Source organism: Paenalcaligenes niemegkensis (genome assembly GCF_022230885.1).
In the GTDB taxonomy this organism is placed as follows: Bacteria; Pseudomonadota; Gammaproteobacteria; order Burkholderiales; family Burkholderiaceae_B; genus Paenalcaligenes; species Paenalcaligenes niemegkensis.
Genome location: NZ_JAKGCT010000004.1, coordinates 1,061,319 through 1,079,434 on the forward strand (window position 1 = coordinate 1,061,319; position 18,116 = coordinate 1,079,434).

Below are 18,116 nucleotides of genomic sequence, written 5' to 3' on the forward strand. Positions count from 1 at the left end.
AATAAGGCGGCAATAATGCCGCCTATGGATTAATGTTTAGCGCAGATTATAGAACGCATCACGGCCGGGGTAGGACGCTACCTCGGCTAATTCTTCTTCGATACGTAACAATTGATTGTACTTCGCCATCCGGTCAGAGCGGGACAGGGACCCGGTCTTGATTTGCATGGCATTCGTTGCTACCGCAATATCGGCTATGGTGGAGTCTTCAGTTTCGCCAGAGCGATGTGAAATCACCGAGGTATAACCGTAACGCTTAGCCATCTCAATGGCAGCAAAGGTTTCGGTAAGCGTACCAATTTGGTTGATCTTGATGAGAATCGAATTGGCTACACCGGCATCAATACCTTGCTTAAGGATTTTGGTGTTGGTGACGAATAAGTCGTCACCTACCAACTGGATTTTTTGCCCAGTTGGTTGGTCAGAATTTTCCAGCCATCCCAATCATCCTCAGCCATACCATCTTCGATAGAGATAATGGGGTATTTGTCACACCAGCTTTCAAGCAGGTTCGTGAAGTCTTGGGCCGATAAAGACACGCCTTCACCACTGAGGTGGTATTTGCCGTCACGGAAGAACTCCGAGCTCGCACAATCGAGGCCTAAAGCCACTTGTGAACCCGCCTCGTAACCCGCTTCGCCTATCGCTTGCAAAATCAGCTGAATGGCTGCCTCGTGATCGGCCACGTTTGGCGCAAAGCCGCCTTCGTCGCCCACGGCTGTCGACATGCCTTGTTTATCAATCAGCTTCTTGAGCGCGTGGAAAATTTCAGCCCCCATGCGCAAGGACTCACGGAAGCTGGTTGCGCCTATAGGAAGAATCATGAACTCTTGGATATCGAGCGTGTTATTGGCATGTGCACCGCCGTTGATGACGTTCATCATGGGGACAGGCATTTGCATAGCGCCGCTACCGCCAAAATAACGGTATAACGACAAGCCGGAATCATCAGCCGCCGCGCGGGCAACCGCCATACTGGCCGCAAGAATAGCATTAGCGCCTAAACGGCTTTTTTCTTCGGTACCATCCAGCTCGATTAGAGTATGGTCAACAAAGGCTTGCTCCTGAGCATCAAGGCCCATTAGCGCTTCAGATATTTCAGTATTCAGATTCTCGACCGCGCGCAGTACGCCCTTGCCCAGGTATCGGCCAGGGTCGCCATCACGTAGCTCTAGTGCTTCGCGTGCGCCTGTCGAGGCACCTGAAGGAACAGAGGCACGGCCCATGGCCCCTGATTCAAGTAAAACGTCACATTCAATAGTTGGATTACCGCGCGAATCTAAGATTTCACGGCCGATAATGTCTACGATAGCACTCATGATTTTGACAGTCCTGCTTCTAGATAGCGATTAGGCTAGTGGAAAACGACCCGAAATACAGGTAGACAAACACCTGTTTCGGCTACAACGATAAGCTCGGATTGTAACCTCGGCGCTTATCGCTAAACAAACATTGTGTGTAAAAGCTGAATTAAACACAAGCCACAACAGTAGCGCCTGGAGGCTCAAGGCGCTGACAAGCGCCAAACTCACTCTTTTTAGGCTTAAAACAGCATCTTTCAGCTAAAAGTATGCGGTGAAAGTACCAAAAGTACATGTTAAAAACAGGCAGATATGAGTCAGGCAAACCCTGAAAGCTGTTCTTACAGCCCTTGCACTACGTACATGGTCATATCGGCGGCGCCATCGCGTGCCTGACGGGCAGCTACATATTCGGGTGAAGCATGGAAAGCTTCAGCGGCATCAAGGGAGTCGAACTCCATGATGACCGTGCGCGTAGGCGCATCGCCTTCGAGGGGCCGTGTTTCACCGCCGCGTGCAAGCACTCGCACACCATGAGTTTGCATTGCATGCGAAGAAAGCTGTTGATAAAGCTTATATTGTTCCGGATTCGTAACAACAACATTAGCAATTAAATAAGACGCCATGGACACTCCTTTATTTCCAGCTTAAGTTAAGTACGTTATTGTTTTTTACCACATCATCGAGTTCTTTTAAGGAACGTAATAATGCCGGCATATGAGCTAACGGCACGGAATTCGGACCATCGGACATGGCTTTTGATGGATCGGGATGAGTTTCCATGAACAAGCCGGCAATGCCGACTGCGACGGCCGCACGTGCCAGCACCGGCACAAACTCACTTTGCCCGCCAGAACTGCTTCCTTGGCCACCCGGCAACTGCACGGAATGGGTAGCATCAAAAACGACCGGGCATTGCGTCTCGCGCATAATGACCAGGGAGCGCATATCGGAGACAAGATTATTGTAACCAAATGAAGCGCCCCGTTCGCAGACCATGATTGTAGAACCATCGCCCCCGGCATCTATGGCTGCCGCCCTGGCTTTTTCGACCACATGCACCATGTCATGAGGCGCCAGAAACTGCCCTTTCTTAATGTTTACCGGCTTCAGGGTGGCGGCACAAGCCTGGATAAAATCAGTCTGGCGACACAAGAAAGCCGGTGTCTGCAATACATCGACGATGGCTGCGACATCATCAACCTGAGCCTTATCGTGTACATCGGTCAATACAGGAACGCCAAATTCAGCACGTACATCGGCCAGGATTTGCAGGCCCTCGTGCATACCGGGACCGCGGAAGGAACTTCCGGAACTGCGATTGGCTTTGTCGAATGAACTTTTATATATAAAAGGGATGCCCAGCTGATCGGTAATCTCTTTAAGCGCTCCCGCCGTATCAAATGCCATCTGACGAGACTCAATCACGCATGGGCCAGCAATAAGAAAAAAGGTTGGTCCAGGCCAACTGTAAAACCGCATAACTCCATGAGAGCTCCCTTTTAAGATAAGTATTGCCAACAATAGCTAGCAGACCTTCACTATAATTCAGGCCTTGATGGTAAGAGTCCCAATCAAGGCCTGAGTTCGACGCCGTCGAAGAAAATAACGTTAACTCTATTTTTGTTGGGCTAACGCGGCTTTGATGTAACCAATAAACAAGGGATGCCCATCGCGCGGAGTCGACGTGAACTCGGGGTGGAACTGTACTCCCATAAACCATGGGTGCTCGGGAAGCTCCATGATTTCGGGCAGGTTTTCAGTAGGGGTACGTGCACTGATAACCATGCCGGCCTCTTCCAGACGTGGAACATAGGCATTGTTCACTTCGAAGCGATGACGATGACGCTCGTTGACTTCTTCGCCATAAATTGTCGCTGCACGAGTATTAGGCTTGATCGGACAACGCTGAGCGCCTTTACGCATGGTTCCACCGATATCGTCGGTACCGCTGCGAAGCTCAACCTGGCCTTCACGATCGCGCCATTCAGTGATCAAAGCCACCACTGGATGCGCCGCTGAAGGATCAAACTCGGTACTGTTAGCCCCGCCCAGACCAGCGACGTTCCTGGCGTATTCGACTACAGCAAGCTGCATGCCCAGACAGATACCCAAATACGGTATCTTGTTTTCGCGAGCGTAACGTATGGCCATGATTTTGCCTTCGGTCCCCCGTTTCCCAAAACCGCCCGGAACCAGAATCGCATCCAGGCCTTCAAGGCAGCCGGTGCCATCATGCTCAATGTCTTCAGAATCAATATATTGAATCTTCACCGCTGTACGCGTATGAATACCCGCATGAATAAGCGCTTCACTAAGCGACTTATATGATTCTGTCAGCTCTACGTACTTGCCCACCATAGCAATGGTAACTTCATGCTGTGGATTCTCGAGTGCGTCAACCAGGTCATCCCACATCGACAGATCTGCCGGAGGTGGCGAAATGGATAAGGCGTCGCACACCAGTTGATCCAGCCCCTGCTTGTGCAGCATGGAGGGGATTTTATAAATTGACGTCGCATCCCAGACAGAAATAACGGCATCCAGCGGCACATTCGAGAACAAGGAGATTTTTGCGCGCTCGTCGGCGGGCACTTCGCGATCAGCACGGCAAAGCAACGCATCGGGATACAAACCAATTTCTCGAAGCTTCTGTACCGAGTGCTGGGTGGGCTTGGTTTTCAGCTCACCGGCCGACTGAATAAACGGCACCAGCGTAAGATGAACCAGTGCCGTATTGTTTCGCCCTAAACGCAAGCTCATTTGCCGTATGGCTTCCAGAAACGGCAAGGACTCAATATCACCTACAGTCCCCCCGATCTCGACAATAGCCACATCAGCTTCACCGTTATAGGCACCCTTGGCGCCCCGCATGATGAAGTCTTGAATTTCGTTGGTAATATGGGGAATCACCTGCACGGTTTTACCCAGGTAGTCGCCACGACGCTCTTTGCGCAGTACCGACTCGTAGATTTGGCCCGTGGTGAAGTTGTTCACCTTGCGCATGCGAGTGGAGATAAACCGCTCGTAGTGCCCTAGGTCAAGGTCTGTCTCGGCGCCATCTTCGGTAACAAACACTTCGCCGTGCTGGAAAGGACTCATGGTGCCGGGGTCAACGTTGATATACGGATCCAGCTTGAGCATGGTGACACGCAATCCACGGGACTCGAGCAGCGCGGCCAGCGAGGCTGCAGCAATGCCTTTACCCAGAGAGGAGACAACTCCTCCTGTTACAAATACGTATTTGGTGGTCATTTTGATACAAGCCCAGCGATTAGGCCAGGCTGGAGCGGGAAATTGGGATTATATAACGGCAAGTGACAATCTTATGCATACGAGCGCAAATGCTGCACCGGATTTACAACACAAGTTGCACAGAACGGATCATTTTAATCTATATGGGCAGTTCTATGTGTGAGCCACTGTAAGGTGTCTCCTTGCACAAGCGGCGCAAGCGATTCACGCACCTGATCGTGATAAGTATTAAGCCAGTTTATCTCTGAGGCTGTCAGTAATTCTTTCAGGATGCAGCGCGTATCAATCGGGCACAAGGTCAGGGTCTCAAATTTCAGGAAGCGCCCGAACTCGGTTTCTTCTGCAGGCACGACAACGATAAGATTCTCAATACGTATCCCCCACTTGCCATCGCGATACAGACCAGGCTCGTTAGAGGTGACCATACCGACCTGCATGGGGACGCCAGGGCCGCCACGCCCGCGCCAGGAGATAGATTGCGGCCCTTCATGCACATTCAGAAAGTATCCCACTCCGTGACCCGTTCCGTGGCCAAATTCCAGTCCGGCGTCCCATAGCGGCTGACGAGCCAGCACATCAAGCTGCTGTCCCGTTACACCCTCGGGAAAGCGGGCGCAAGACAAGGCGATCATGCCTTTGAGCACCAGGGTGTAGTCATGTTTCTCTTGTTCGCTGACCCTGCCCACTGGAATCACCCGGGTAATGTCTGTTGTACCGCCCAGATACTGACCACCAGAATCAATGAGCAACAGGCCATTGCCTTCAATTTGGCTATGTGATTCGATTGTGGCCTGATAGTGCGGCATGGCTCCATTCGGACCAAAGGCTGCAATCGTACCAAAGCTGGGCGACACAAAACCTTCGCCTCTGGACCGCGCTTCTATAAGCCGTCGGTCAACATCCAGTTCAGTGATAGCTTGCTGATTAACGTGCGCATCGAACCAGGCCAAGAACTCACAAAGTGCAGCGCCGTCCGTTCGCATGGCGGCACGTATATGATTAACTTCACCTTCCGTTTTTAATGCCTTGGCCAGTTGGGTTGGGTTAGCAGCACGTATTGTCTTTACATGAGGTGCCATGCCCAGGGTACCGGCAGTGACACGCTGGGGGTCGACCAACAATGTCTGTTCTGCATTTAACTGCCGCAGGTCGGCAGCGAGATCAGTGTAATTGCGTAACTGGATACCTTCGTCTCGCAGAGCCTCGCTTAGCGCCTGATCTATTTTCGCCAGGCTAACGTATAGACGCACTTCATCAAGGGAAACCAAGGCGTGCGCCAGAAAGACCGGGTTATAAGAGACATCAGCGCCTCTCAGGTTAAATAGCCACGCAATATCATCGAGGCTAGACAGCAGATGCCAATTAGCCCCCAGTGATCGCATTGAATCGCGCAGCTGCCGTATATTTTCTTGACGGCTACGCTGGGCAAAAGGAGCCTTATGCTCGTAGACGGGCTGGTTGGGTAAGGCAGGACGATCAAGCCAGATCGTATTCAATAAATCCATGCTGTCGTCAATAACCCAGCCGTGCTGCTTTAAGTCGTGCCAGGCATCGAGCTGGGCCAAAGACATTAGCTGGCCATCCATGCTGATCACACTTCCTGGCGCAAGATTTTCACGAACCCAGTCGATGGGGCCCGGTATCTCGGGAGCGCCGGCTTTCATCAACACAAAGCCACTACCCTTCAGGTCGCTATAGGCTTGCGTCCAGTATCGGCTATCGGTCCAGAGACCTGCAAAGCTGTCAGTGATCAGCAAACTGCCCGCGGAACCATGAAAACCACTTAGCCATGCCCTTCCTTGCCAATATTCAGGCAGATACTCGGAAAGATGGGGATCAGAGCTGGGAATATAGATGGCAGCCACCTGTGCCTCGCTCATTGTGTTTCGTAATGCGTCTAGCCGTTGGCTTGTCTTTAGCTTCATTTACAAGGTGTAGCGATAGTCAAAATTTTAAGGCCCAAGCATAAGGGCGCACCCCTGAGGTATGCGCCCCCTCTTGGCAATTACTCGTCAGTTCAAACCTGAGCGACGGTGGACACGTCTAGCTTCGCCGCTGTCTTCTGCACGACTTCGTCGACGCTGACCTCTGGGGCCAGCTCAATTAATTTCAGTCCATCCTGACTGACTTCGAAGACCCCAAGATCGGTGATGATAAGATCCACCACACCGACTCCAGTCAAGGGCAAGGTGCATTCAGGCAGCAACTTCAAGTCTTCGCCACCATCTTTACGTTTGGCCACGTGATCCATCAGCACTACCACCCGCTCGACGCCAGCGACAAGGTCCATTGCGCCCCCCATCCCTTTGACCATTTTCCCTGGAATCATCCAGTTAGCCAAATCGCCCTGCTCTGAAACTTGCATGGCACCTAAAATAGCCAGGTTGATTTTTCCACCTCGAATCATGCCAAAGGAGTCTGAAGAAGAAAAAAGGAGGAACCCGGAAGCGTCGTTACGGTTTGCTTGCCGGCGTTAATGAGATCGGCATCTATCTCGTCTTCTGTAGGAAACGGCCCTATACCCAGCAAGCCATTTTCAGATTGCAGCCAGACCTCTACCCCTTCGGGTACATAGTTAGCTACTAAGGTAGGCATGCCTATACCCAGATTGACATAAAACCCGTCTTCCAGCTCGCGCGCAGCACGAGCTGCCATTTGATCTCTAGTCCAAGCCATAATGATTAGCCTCCTGCTGCGCTACGTACGGTGCGCTGCTCTATACGTTTTTCGGGATTGGCGTTCACCACAATACGGTGTACAAAAATACCGGGCAAATGAATGTGATCGGGATCGAGATCACCGTTCTCTACAACCTCCTCGACCTCAACGATGGTAAGTTTTCCGGCGCGAGCTACATCAGGGTTGAAATTACGAGCCGTTTTTCTGAAGATTAAATTACCGCTTCGATCTGCAACTTGCGCCTTCACCAATGAAACATCGGGTACCAAGGCGTGCTCGAGCACATACTGCCTGCCATTGATTTCACGGACCTCTTTGCCCTCGGCAACGACGGTACCTACCCCTGTTGCTGTGAAAAAGGCAGGTATGCCAGCGCCCCCGGCACGCAGTTTTTCAGCCAGCGTGCCCTGAGGCGTGAATTCGAGTTCGAGCTCGTCTGCCAAGAATTGACGCGCGAACTCTTTGTTCTCGCCTACATATGAAGCGATCATTTTTTTTATTTGTCGCGTCTCAAGCAACTGCCCGAGTCCGAAACCATCAACCCCTGCATTGTTACTGATACAAGTCAGGCCGTTAACACCCGTGTCGCGCAATGCGGCAATAAGTGCCTCCGGAATGCCGCTTAAACCAAAACCACCCACTGCAATGGTCTGCCCCTTTGCAACGGCTCCCGCCAGGGCTTCGGCTGCGCTTAGATACACTTTGTTCATGCCAGGTTCCTTAAAAGTTATTAGCACTTATTGTTCAGTTTCTGCAATGATGCAGTCTCGGTTGGCAACACCCATCTATTATCACTGTGCGGCGAGACTAAAGCATTGCGAGATATTCTGCAGATCCTGTGCAGTCCACGGCAAAGGCTGCCCCTGACGGTCTGTAGAAACCATGACATTTTTGCCCTTGGCAAATATCACATCGGGCTCTGCTAGCGTGGAAATCTTTACGCCCAGCCCCAGACTTGTTTTGCCAATATGCTCTAGCACCAGTGTCACAACCACTGTGGCCGGATACAGGATGGGCCTCATGAAATCACACGATGCATGCACCAGGACCCCTCCTCGTTCAGCTGGCATAATAACCCCCATCTGACCAAAAAGCTGCACCCGGGCCTCTTCAAAATAGCGAAAGAAAACCGTGTTATTAACATGATTTAACGCATCAAGATCGCCCCAGCGCACATCCACTTCACAACTAAACTCAGCACCAAGAATCGCCTTGATCTGATCTGATTGATTCATGAGCTATTGCCTTTATAGAGAGTAGCATTGTCACTCGATAGTATAGCCATCCATGGCGGCCTTTTCTTTAGTGTAGACCACTAGAAGGGAAGGACGTTTCTCTATCGGGTTGATGCTGTTCTACAATAGGTGAAACACTAACAGTTACCATGCTTCGGTTCATCTACGCTTAGCGATGAACCCTCATAAAAAATATCTTATACGGAGAGCATCACGCATGTCTGAACGCGAATCGATGGAATACGACGTCGTTGTTGTGGGCGGCGGCCCCGCAGGTCTGGCTGCAGCCATCAGACTCAAGCAACGAGCCAGCCAGAGCAATCAGGAAATCAGCGTCTGTGTGCTCGAAAAAGGTGCGGAAATCGGCGCTCATGTCTTGTCAGGCGCCGTGATGGACCCTAAAGCGTTGACCGAGCTGATCCCCGACTGGAAAGAAAAAGGGGCGCCCCTGACCGTAGAGGTCAACGAAGACAAACTCTTGTTCCTCAGTGAAAAAGGCTCGCGCAGCACACCGCTGTGGATGCTGCCTGACTGTTTTAAAAATCATGGCAATTACATCGTACGCCTGGGTGAAGTCACCAAATGGCTTGGCGAACAGGCAGAAAGCCTGGGTGTTGACATTTTCCCCGGCTTCGCCGCCGCCAGCTTGCTCTATACCGATGATGGCGCCGTGCGCGGGGTCGTCACCGGCGACATGGGCGTGGCACGCGACGGATCGCATACTTCGCACTACCAGCCGGGTATGGAGCTTCTGGCTAAATACACACTCTTTGCCGAAGGGTCGCGCGGGCATCTAGGCCGTGAATTGATTCAGAAACATAAGCTTGATGCCGGCCGGAATGCACAAAGCTATGCAATCGGCATCAAAGAAATGTGGGAAGTTGATCCCTCTCGCTCACAGCCCGGGCTGGTTTTGCATACCTCCGGATGGCCGCTCGACTCAGACACCTACGGTGGCTCCTTTCTTTATCATTTAGATAACAACATCGTGGTTGTAGGCCTGGTGGTTGGCCTGGATTACGCAAACCCGTGGATTTCTCCGTTTGAAGAGTTTCAGCGGTATAAAACCCACCCCCATATCAGCCCAACCTTCGAGGGAGCCAAACGTATCGCCTATGGCGCTCGTTCATTAACCGCAGGCGGGCTGCTTTCGCTGCCCAAGTTTGTCTTTCCGGGTGGTGCCATGCTCGGCTGTGAAGCGGGCTTTTTGAACGCTGCCCGCATTAAAGGCAGCCATGCTGCCATTAAAAGCGGTTCAATGGCTGCCGATGCGATTGCTGACGCCTTGACTGCCAATCGCGAACACGATGAGCTTCATGCCTACACTACCGCGTTTGAACAGTCATGGTTACACGATGAGCTCAATCAGGCCCGCAACTTTAAGCAATGGTTCAAAAAAGGTCGTACCGTCGGCACGCTAATGACAGGTATCGAGCAACTGGTATTGCGAGGGAAAATGCCTTGGTCACTGAAAAACAACAAGCCTGACCACGCCAGCCTGCAGCCCGCCGCCCAATGCGCCCGTATCGATTACCCAAAGCCCGACGGGAAACTCACTTTTGACAAGCTGAGCTCAGTTTTCATTTCCAATACCAACCACGAGGAAGATCAGCCAGTACACCTGACCCTTAAAGACCCCACTGTCCCCGTGAACTTGAATCTGGCTAAATATGCCGGCCCTGAAGCACGTTACTGTCCCGCAGGCGTTTACGAATTTGTAAAAGACTCCTCCGGTGCCGATCAACTACAGATCAATGCGCAAAACTGTGTGCATTGTAAAACCTGTGACATCAAGGACCCCGCGCAAAATATTGTATGGGTTCCTCCCCAAGGCGGCGAAGGCCCCGTCTACAGCGGCATGTAAATAAAGGCCATGGGGCATCAGACTGCACCATGGCCTTTTCTAATTCGCCAATAGCCATTTTTTGGCTATCTACGCTTTCTGCTCGGCCAGTTAATCACGACCAACCCCATTACCACTAAGCCGACGCCCGCCAGATCGAATCCTCCTGGCTCCTCGCCGAGGATCGCCCAGGCAAGCATAATTGCCAGCACGGGCACCCCAAGGCTGGACATGCCTGCTACCGTTGTCGACACCCTCTGGATCACGCTTAGCCACAGCAGCCAGCCCAGGCCCGATGCCAACAGCGCCATATAAGCCAAGCCCACGTATAACGGCACGCCGAATACGATTTCGCGCTGAGGGATTAGATACGCAAGGGGCAGCGTGATGGCTGCGCCTAATAACAATTGCCAAACGGTAAGATTCAGAATATTGGGTTTATAGCGATCGAACATGATTTTAGACAATACAGCACCCAAGCCCCAACTGGCGCCAGACAGTAAAGCAAGCAGCGAAGCACCCATGTCCCCCAGCCCTTCCCAAGGCCTCAAGACCAGCACTAAACCCATCAGCCCAAGCCCCAATGCCAGGCAATGCCTAAAACCGGGTCTGGTTCCCAACAATAGCCAGGCAAAAGAACCGTCCAAAAGGGCATGGTATAGGCCAGCAGCACAACATGACCGGCCCCACCCCGCATGAGGGCAAACTGAGACAACACCTGAAAGGCTACCGCTTGAAACGCTGCAATTCCTACACATAACCAAAACGGCGGAAGCAAAAACGGAACACGCCTATAGAGCTGAATCGCAAACAAGAAAACAAAGGCGATGGTATAGCGGGCAGCAACCAGATCCACAGGCCCGATATAATCCCCCATCGCTTTCATTACGATCCAGCTGAAACTCCACAACAGGATGGTCGTGCCCATCAGGGTCAAGGCACCGTGCTCCGAATTATTGAACACCAAGAAATCGCTCCTGAAGAAAAATGCGGACACAAGCCGTCACTAGAGAATAAAAAATAAAATCGAACACTAATGCAGTGCAGCAGTTTACCCTTGCCCGAACTCGTCAGGGCTCATAGCCATGACGAGCCACTGCGGAATAAACAGCTCTAGGCTGCTCGAAGCTTCTGAGCCATGCCCCGATTAAAATCGATACGCCAAAGCATGACTAAACCCGCAATAAAGAAAATACTGGTAAAGCCCAAAGCCAAACGATGGTTACCCTCGGTGAGCCAGGACACAAGACCGTAGCAAAGTGGCCCTACAACCGCTGCCAGCTGTATGGAGAATGTCCATAATGCATAGAATTCACCTAAACGCTTCTCAGGGGTAAAGGCGCCCACCATGGCTCGTCCTGCACTTTGGCTGCTGCCTATACACAAACCGGCAACAGCAGCCGAAACCCAGAACTGCGTTGTACTGGTAGCCGAAGCAGCCAGCCCCACCATCAGCAGCCATCCCACAAGCGTTATTCCTAAAGCCAGCTTGTGTCCCAGCCTGTCTTGCACATGCCCAAATACCATCGCCCCTATGGCTGCCGCAATATTAACGGTAAATACCAGCAACATAGTCTGGCTCATCGTAAAACCCATAGCCTGCGTTGCATATACGGAAGACAAGGTAATAACGACGGCAATACCGGCCTGATAAAAAGCGCCGCAAATTAACAGATTACCTAAGTCCGGAAAATGATCCCGGGTTTCCTTCCAGGCCAGGCCTAAACGCCTGAACACCCCGACCACCGGCAGGTTGCTCGCCGGCGAGCGCTCTTTTAGCCATAAAAATGAGGGTACTGCTGCTAGAGCAAACACAATTGCCGTCAATAAAATAACCAGTGGCACATATTGCTCAGCCGTCTGGCCAAGCGCCTCGCCGCGCGTCACAATAAACAGCGCAATGCCAAGAGTCAGCATTCCCCCAAAATAACCAAAGCCCCAGCCCCATCCGGATACTCGGCCCAAGGCCTCGGGTTTAGCGATTTCAGGTAGAAATGCGCCAATAACAGATTCACCTACGCAGTAAAAATAGTTTGAAATCACAATGAAACTCAGCGCCCACGCAATGTCGTCCCCAACGGAACGCGATAAGAGCATGGTCGCTATTACACAACCTACGGTACTGCTAAATAATAGGTGTCTTTTTCTCGCACGGGTATCCGCTCTGGCTCCCAGCGTCGGCATACTGAGCATAACCAGCAGATAGGAAAAGGAAAGTGCCATGGTCAGGGCCAGTGTGCCCCAGGTCTTTCCTGCAGCCACCACCCCTACAAAATAGGCACTGAAAACAGTAGTCAGAACCACTGTGGTGTAGCCCGAATTTGCAAAATCATACATCGCCCATGCCCAGAGCTCACGCTTTGATACGTCAGCCCTGAGGGCGGCACTAAAAGTTGAATTTTTTACTGGTTGCTTCTGCATGTGTACCGCCGGTGAGGTGTTCTTAGGCCGATAAATAATACGGTGAAACAGCGGTGGCGGGCGAACTTTAGCTGGCTGCCGACAATATATGCATAATTTACATACTAATGGGCTGTTTGAGGTTTACGGCAAAGGATTCCTTAGGTACACTCGGTCACTGAATATTGTTAAATTTGCACGATGTAACGCCCCGCTACTCGTAATTTCAGCTAAAAATCGCTAATTTTTTTGAATTACCTATAAAAAACAATAGGCGTCTTTCAGCTGCATCAAGCAGGCTATAACAGTAATTTAAAACACCATGCCACCACACCATCGATTTTACCATCGCTTGAAATCCACATTGTCTGCATCCACCATAATTCGCCTGGGGCCATTATGCGTTGCCTTGGTGCTAACGGGTTGTGCCTCCACCGGCTCAAACACCGACCACGCGGCACTTGACGACCTGTTTTCCGAACTCAACACCGATTACAGCTATCGTACCCAGTCTGATCCGCTTGGCGCCTATTTAGCAAATCGCTCCCAAAGCGATATCCGAATTTCCTATGGCAATAACCGGTCTGCCCAATCAGGCTCCCAGGACTCAGGTGTTGCAAATATCTTTGCCAATACAGCGCTCTCGTTTTTAGGGGTTAAATATCGTTTTGGTGGTGAAAACCCAAGCACCGGTTTTGATTGCAGCGGGCTGGTCAGCTACGTTGCAGAAAAATCCTTAGGTTTGAAGCTACCTCGTCAATCAGCGCAAATGGCTAAAGAAGGCGAATCGGTAAAGCGTGGGCAGCTTGAGGAAGGTGATCTGGTGTTCTTTAATACACGAGGCGCCCGCTTCTCGCATGTAGGTATTTACCTGGGGGACAACAAATTCGTTCACGCTCCTCGTACCGGAGCTGTTGTCCGTGTGGAAGACATGACCGTTGCCTACTGGAAAAATCGCTACAACGGGGCCCGTCGTTTGGCCACGGCCAACTAAAGCTTAATTTCACCGCCCCGCCAAGCAAAAACCCAGTGTGATAGCACTGGGTTTTTTTGTGACAGTCTACCATCCTGATAATCCGTTTACTGCAGCGTCGCCGCCGCGGGTTCAGCTTTCTTGCTGTAGGGGCATACCTCGCAGAAACCTTCTTGTGCCAGCGCCTGCTTAATGCTGCAGACAGACCTGCGGCAGGCCAGTACACGGACGCCAGAGCGCTGCGCTGCCGACCTGAAGGTCTTCATGACGTTATGCCCTAAAAAATCGGTTAACAAGATTAATAGCTCGGTACCAGACGGAAGCTGCAATGATTTTTTCTGGTGTGAAGGGTCTCGTCCACTAATGTGCTGCTTCACTTTAATATTATGCAGATCAAGCACAGCTGGAATATTTCCCAACCTGTCTGCCCCTACGATAATTGCGCTCACCCGATTAGACATATATCCTCCAATGATTGAAAATCAGACTAAACGATAATCATTCTCATTAGCGTTGTCAATCAACTTCTTTGTATAAATATATGACGATTGTATTCAACCTCGTTACGCGGCATATTTTGCTAAAAATAAAGCCCAGCCTGAACGCAGCTGGGCATCATCTTAAAGAGAGGTTATCACTCTCTGGTACTGCCATGCTGGAGAAAGCGAGCCAGCTTAACCAGGCTCGCTATCCAGAGCCTCTTGCACGACTTCGCGGGTTAAGTCTGAAGCCAGCATTTCAAGCAACACATAGACGTAATCACGCAGGAAAGTACCCTGCTTGATAGCCACACGTGTCTGATGGGTTCCGAACAGGTGTCCGGCGGACAAACCGACCAGGCCTTTGTCTCGACGCGGATCAAAAGCTACCCCAGCAATAATACCAATGCCCAGACCTACATCGACGTAGGTTTTTATCACGTCGGCATCGATAGCCTCAAGCACGATATCTGGCGTAACCCCCGCTCCCTCAAAAGCTTCATCGATAGACTTGCGGCCTGAAAAGGCCTGATCGTAGGTAACGATAGAGTATTCAGCCAGCTGCTCCAGGCTGATATTCTTGGCCGCCTGAGTCTGCAGCTCGGCCAGAGGATGATCTGGACGCACCACGATCGTGTGTTGCCATTCATAGACTGGCAAGGCAACCAGACCCGGGGTCTGCGCCAAAGTCTCGGTGGCGATCGCTACGTCGGCCTGCTCATGTAATACCATCTGTGCCAGCTGTGGAGGATTACCTTCAGCCAGCGACATATGCACTTTTGGAAAACGTTTACGAAACTCGGGGATTACCTTGGGTAATAAATAGCGTGCCTGTGCATGAGTGCACGCAATGACCAATGAACCTTCATCATTTTTGGCAAAATCATCGCTAACCCGTTTCAAGTTATCGACTTCGCGCATGATACGATCAATGACTTCGGCAACCGCTACCCCCGGACGCGTAAGACCCTTAATGCGTTTACCGTGACGCTCAAAAATCTTGATACCGAGTTCGTCCTCGAGCTCGATGATGGCTTTGGAAACGCCCGGCTGCGAAGTAAAAAGTGAACGAGCTGCTTCGGTTAAATTATAGTTGCGACGAATAGTCTCGCGCACAAATCGGAATTGCTGAAGATTCATATATAGCCCCTTGTAGAATCCGATTATATGGAATAAGAAAGGCGCTATATATTCTATTTGGCTATATACATAGAAAGATCAAAGCTAAGCCATAGGTGTGCGCATCAAAATGCTATCTGAGCACAGGCCCTGACAAGTCATGGCCGGGTTATTCTTTCTAGTGTTTTAGCGGTTGAGGCGCCTTGATACGCATCTTATGCCATAACATGCCAAACATGAGACCGGCAAAAGCCGCATGTACCAGCCAGATTCCAATTGAAAAACGCAAATCTCCGTTGGAAATCCAACCGCGCGACAAATTAATAAGGTTCATATATAACAGGGCGAGCAGCCCTGCCATCAGCATATTTCCGGATTTTCCGATACGAGGATTCACTGCCCCCAAGGGAATGGCCAGCAACGCCAGATTCAGTGCCGCAACAGGTAAAGCAGAGCGCCACATCAACTGCGCAAATGCCTGATCCGTACCATCACTTAATAATTGGGGACTAGGCCGTGCCTTAATCTGCTGCTCGGCCTGTAGCCGTATTTGTTCGGCAGACCCCTGATCGTCCCGGCTTTCAAGGCGTACACCGTAGCGTTCGAAATCAGTAATACGGAACAAGGGACTTTGTGGCTTCATGTCGTAACGATGCCCTTCGCTAAGAACCAGAAAACGATCACCATTCTCTTCGGTTTCCACATGTGCACTTTGGGCTGTTATCACGCTAAACCACTGGGGATCTATGACCCGGGCGACCACATTGCCGAGCTCATCGCCCTCTTCTGTAGGTTCTTCGGTAAAGAATACACGAGCTCCTTCCTCGACCTCGACAAATTGTCCGGCTGTTACTTTACTGAGGTCGGAACGCAATTCGTATCGTTGGCGATATTCGGATATCTGGCGATACGCCCATGGCGACGCAAAGAAGGTCAAAAGCGCAATAATAATAGCCACTGGAATGGCACAGCGCAGAATTGGCGAAATCCAACTGCGCAAAGACAAGCCACTGGCAAACCAGACCACCATCTCGGAATCACGAAAACTACGGGTAACGGTAGTTAATACTGCAATAAACAGAGAAACGGATAGAATAACCGGTAAGGCGGTAATTGTTGAGAACAATGCCATACCCATAACAACGTCCGCGCCAATACTGCCATTGGCCGCTTCACCCACCAGGCGCACCAGCAATACACTCAACCATACAATGAGTAAAGTGGAAAGAACCACCCCTGCATGACTGAGAATTTCGGATACAACGCTACGTTTAAATAGAGACATGAGATAATAGGCAAGTTAACGAGTTATCGCCTGCATTAATAGGAAAATCGTATGGAATTTAGCACACAAACCTCGGCCTCTTTGCATCAAATTAAGACTGCAGCTGTGGCCGTGGGGGTATTTAGTAACAACGTCTTGTCCCCCGCTGCCGACATGATTGATCGTGCCAGCGACGGAGCTATTCGTATTGCCTTAAAAAGTGAGTTTAACGCCAAGGCCGGCTCGCACCTGGTATTACGAAATTTAACGGGCGTCAAAGCCGAGCGCATTGTGCTGGTGGGGCTGGGCGAACAAGAGAAATACACTGCCCGTGTTCATGCTACCGCTGAAAACTGCTTTGCTCAGTACTGCATTCAGGCAAACCTTAAAGAAGCCGTATCGGCACTCGGCAGCATTGATTGCAGCGGCACCACCTTGCGCCAGCGCAGCAAGGCTGCAGCCCAGGCTGTCATATCAAATACCTACAGATTTGACGCTACCCTAAGCAAAAAAGCCGACCCTATTGCCCTTAAGAAATTCGCCATATGGACTTCCCGCACTCAGTCCAGCGAAGCTAAAGAGGGTTTGCAAGAAGGCGCAGCGATTGCAAAGGGTTCCAATTTTACCCGTTTACTGGCAGACCTGCCGCCAAACATTTGTACACCTACCTATTTGGCCGATGAGGCCAAGAAGCTGGCCAAACAATACCCGAGCCTGAAGGTCGAAGTATTACAGCGCAAGCAAATGGAAGCCTTGAAAATGGGTTCCTTCCTCTCGGTAGCCAAAGGTTCAGAGCAGCCACCTGTTTTCATTATCTTTACACACAAGCCCGCTAAGAAATCGTCCGACAATGACGGCCCTATCGTTCTGGTTGGCAAGGGTCTTACCTTCGACGCCGGTGGTATTTCTCTAAAACCCGCTGCCAACATGGATGAAATGAAATACGACATGGGCGGCGCTGCCAGCGTATTTGGTACCATGCTGGCCATTTCAGAACTCGAACTAGATCGAGAAGTTATCGGCCTGGTCGCCTCTTGCGAAAACCTCCCCAGCGGATCGGCGAACAAGCCAGGCGATGTCGTCACAAGCATGGCTGGAAAAACCATTGAGATTCTTAACACCGATGCCGAAGGCCGTCTGGTACTGTGCGATGCACTAACCTACGCAGAGCGCTTCAAGCCCTCTGCCGTCATCGATATGGCAACCCTGACCGGAGCTTGCGTCGTCGCGCTGGGTCACGTTAATACGGGCTTATTCAGCCCGGACGATGCCTTGGCCGAAGACTTGCTGCAAGCAGCTCGCTCCAGTGGCGATGGCGTTTGGCGTATGCCGCTCGATGACCAGTACCAAGAGCAGCTACGCTCAAATTTTGCCGATATCGCCAATATCGGTGGTCCTGCTGCCGGTGCCGTTACGGCGGCTTGCTTTTTACAGCGCTTTACCTCGGCTTACCGCTGGGCTCACCTCGACATAGCAGGTACAGCATGGCGCAGTGGCAAAGATAAAGGAGCAACCGGAAGGCCTGTTCCATTATTGGTAGAGTTCTTGCTCAAGCAAAGTCATTAAGC

The 18,116-nt window shown here is 51.2% G+C and carries 14 protein-coding genes and 3 pseudogenes; 3 read left to right on the plus strand and 14 right to left on the minus strand.

Translation table 11 applies throughout. From position 1 onward, the window contains the following. Positions 1-36: 36 nt before the first annotated feature. The 8 genes and pseudogenes from eno to L1889_RS09175 form a co-directional block, all read right to left on the minus strand. Positions 37-1,319: pseudogene (gene eno, locus L1889_RS09140) on the minus strand (phosphopyruvate hydratase). Positions 1,320-1,642: 323 nt separating this feature from the next. Next, on the minus strand, positions 1,643-1,927 hold the full coding sequence (locus tag L1889_RS09145; protein WP_238664869.1) for a DUF1330 domain-containing protein: 285 nt from the start codon (positions 1,925-1,927) through the stop codon (positions 1,643-1,645). 10 nt (positions 1,928-1,937) lie between these two features. Next, a pseudogene (kdsA, locus tag L1889_RS09150) lies at positions 1,938-2,791 on the minus strand (3-deoxy-8-phosphooctulonate synthase). Between the two features lie 127 nt (positions 2,792-2,918). Beyond that, positions 2,919-4,556, minus strand: a complete 1,638-nt coding sequence (gene pyrG / locus L1889_RS09155) for a CTP synthase (protein WP_238664870.1) — start codon at positions 4,554-4,556, stop codon at positions 2,919-2,921. A gap of 134 nt (positions 4,557-4,690) precedes the next feature. After that, a complete protein-coding gene (locus L1889_RS09160; protein ID WP_257793878.1) occupies positions 4,691-6,481 on the minus strand; it encodes an aminopeptidase P family protein in 1,791 nt (596 codons plus the stop codon). 92 nt (positions 6,482-6,573) lie between these two features. Then, a pseudogene (locus tag L1889_RS09165) lies at positions 6,574-7,232 on the minus strand (3-oxoacid CoA-transferase subunit B). A 5-nt stretch (positions 7,233-7,237) separates the two neighbouring features. Further along, positions 7,238-7,945 carry a CoA transferase subunit A gene (locus tag L1889_RS09170; protein WP_238664872.1) on the minus strand — a complete coding sequence of 236 codons (708 nt, stop codon included), beginning with the start codon at positions 7,943-7,945 and terminating at the stop codon, positions 7,238-7,240. Between the two features lie 81 nt (positions 7,946-8,026). Further along, a complete protein-coding gene (locus L1889_RS09175) occupies positions 8,027-8,470 on the minus strand; it encodes an acyl-CoA thioesterase (RefSeq protein ID WP_238664873.1) in 444 nt (147 codons plus the stop codon). 217 nt (positions 8,471-8,687) lie between these two features. Here L1889_RS09175 and L1889_RS09180 point away from each other — a divergent pair, with 217 nt between their 5' ends. Next, positions 8,688-10,334: an electron transfer flavoprotein-ubiquinone oxidoreductase gene (locus tag L1889_RS09180; protein ID WP_238664874.1), complete on the plus strand. Its 1,647-nt coding sequence runs from the start codon at positions 8,688-8,690 to the stop codon at positions 10,332-10,334. Positions 10,335-10,399: 65 nt separating this feature from the next. Here L1889_RS09180 and L1889_RS09185 read toward each other — a convergent pair whose 3' ends face one another. From L1889_RS09185 to L1889_RS09195, 3 genes are all read right to left on the minus strand, one after another. Beyond that, the gene (locus L1889_RS09185; protein WP_238664875.1) at positions 10,400-10,882 is read right to left on the minus strand and encodes a DMT family transporter; all 483 of its coding nucleotides are present in this window, start codon (positions 10,880-10,882) and stop codon (positions 10,400-10,402) included. Then, positions 10,882-11,277, minus strand: a complete 396-nt coding sequence (locus tag L1889_RS09190) for an EamA family transporter (RefSeq protein ID WP_238665898.1) — start codon at positions 11,275-11,277, stop codon at positions 10,882-10,884. Before L1889_RS09190 ends, L1889_RS09185 begins: the two co-directional genes overlap by 1 nt. Positions 11,278-11,426: 149 nt before the next feature. Continuing rightward, positions 11,427-12,734: an MFS transporter gene (locus L1889_RS09195; protein WP_238664876.1), complete on the minus strand. Its 1,308-nt coding sequence runs from the start codon at positions 12,732-12,734 to the stop codon at positions 11,427-11,429. A gap of 343 nt (positions 12,735-13,077) precedes the next feature. On the opposite strand from L1889_RS09195, the gene L1889_RS09200 reads away from it, so the two are divergent. After that, positions 13,078-13,707 carry a C40 family peptidase gene (locus tag L1889_RS09200; protein WP_238664877.1) on the plus strand — a complete coding sequence of 210 codons (630 nt, stop codon included), beginning with the start codon at positions 13,078-13,080 and terminating at the stop codon, positions 13,705-13,707. Between the two features lie 86 nt (positions 13,708-13,793). Here the strand turns inward: L1889_RS09200 and L1889_RS09205 are convergent, their stop codons facing one another. From L1889_RS09205 to lptF, 3 genes are all read right to left on the minus strand, one after another. After that, positions 13,794-14,147 (minus strand): DUF2325 domain-containing protein, encoded by a 354-nt coding sequence (locus L1889_RS09205; protein WP_238664878.1) that lies wholly within the window; start codon positions 14,145-14,147, stop codon positions 13,794-13,796. Positions 14,148-14,360: 213 nt separating this feature from the next. Beyond that, the gene (locus L1889_RS09210) at positions 14,361-15,305 is read right to left on the minus strand and encodes a CysB family HTH-type transcriptional regulator (protein ID WP_238664879.1); all 945 of its coding nucleotides are present in this window, start codon (positions 15,303-15,305) and stop codon (positions 14,361-14,363) included. A gap of 157 nt (positions 15,306-15,462) precedes the next feature. After that, positions 15,463-16,569: an LPS export ABC transporter permease LptF gene (lptF, locus tag L1889_RS09215; protein ID WP_238664880.1), complete on the minus strand. Its 1,107-nt coding sequence runs from the start codon at positions 16,567-16,569 to the stop codon at positions 15,463-15,465. A 51-nt stretch (positions 16,570-16,620) separates the two neighbouring features. Here lptF and L1889_RS09220 point away from each other — a divergent pair, with 51 nt between their 5' ends. Next, positions 16,621-18,114 (plus strand): leucyl aminopeptidase, encoded by a 1,494-nt coding sequence (locus L1889_RS09220; protein ID WP_238664881.1) that lies wholly within the window; start codon positions 16,621-16,623, stop codon positions 18,112-18,114. Positions 18,115-18,116: the final 2 nt, after the last annotated feature.

Coding starts and splice junctions, on each gene's coding strand:
- L1889_RS09145 (WP_238664869.1), bottom strand. CDS start 1,927: ATGGCGTCTTATTTAATTGCTAATGTTGTTGTTACGAATCCGGAACAA.
- lptF (WP_238664880.1), bottom strand. CDS start 16,569: ATGTCTCTATTTAAACGTAGCGTTGTATCCGAAATTCTCAGTCATGCA.
- L1889_RS09195 (WP_238664876.1), bottom strand. CDS start 12,734: ATGCAGAAGCAACCAGTAAAAAATTCAACTTTTAGTGCCGCCCTCAGG.
- L1889_RS09220 (WP_238664881.1), top strand. CDS start 16,621: ATGGAATTTAGCACACAAACCTCGGCCTCTTTGCATCAAATTAAGACT.
- L1889_RS09175 (WP_238664873.1), bottom strand. CDS start 8,470: ATGAATCAATCAGATCAGATCAAGGCGATTCTTGGTGCTGAGTTTAGT.
- L1889_RS09170 (WP_238664872.1), bottom strand. CDS start 7,945: ATGAACAAAGTGTATCTAAGCGCAGCCGAAGCCCTGGCGGGAGCCGTT.
- pyrG (WP_238664870.1), bottom strand. CDS start 4,556: ATGACCACCAAATACGTATTTGTAACAGGAGGAGTTGTCTCCTCTCTG.
- L1889_RS09160 (WP_257793878.1), bottom strand. CDS start 6,481: ATGAAGCTAAAGACAAGCCAACGGCTAGACGCATTACGAAACACAATG.
- L1889_RS09205 (WP_238664878.1), bottom strand. CDS start 14,147: ATGTCTAATCGGGTGAGCGCAATTATCGTAGGGGCAGACAGGTTGGGA.
- L1889_RS09180 (WP_238664874.1), top strand. CDS start 8,688: ATGTCTGAACGCGAATCGATGGAATACGACGTCGTTGTTGTGGGCGGC.
- L1889_RS09185 (WP_238664875.1), bottom strand. CDS start 10,882: ATGGGTTTAGTGCTGGTCTTGAGGCCTTGGGAAGGGCTGGGGGACATG.
- L1889_RS09210 (WP_238664879.1), bottom strand. CDS start 15,305: ATGAATCTTCAGCAATTCCGATTTGTGCGCGAGACTATTCGTCGCAAC.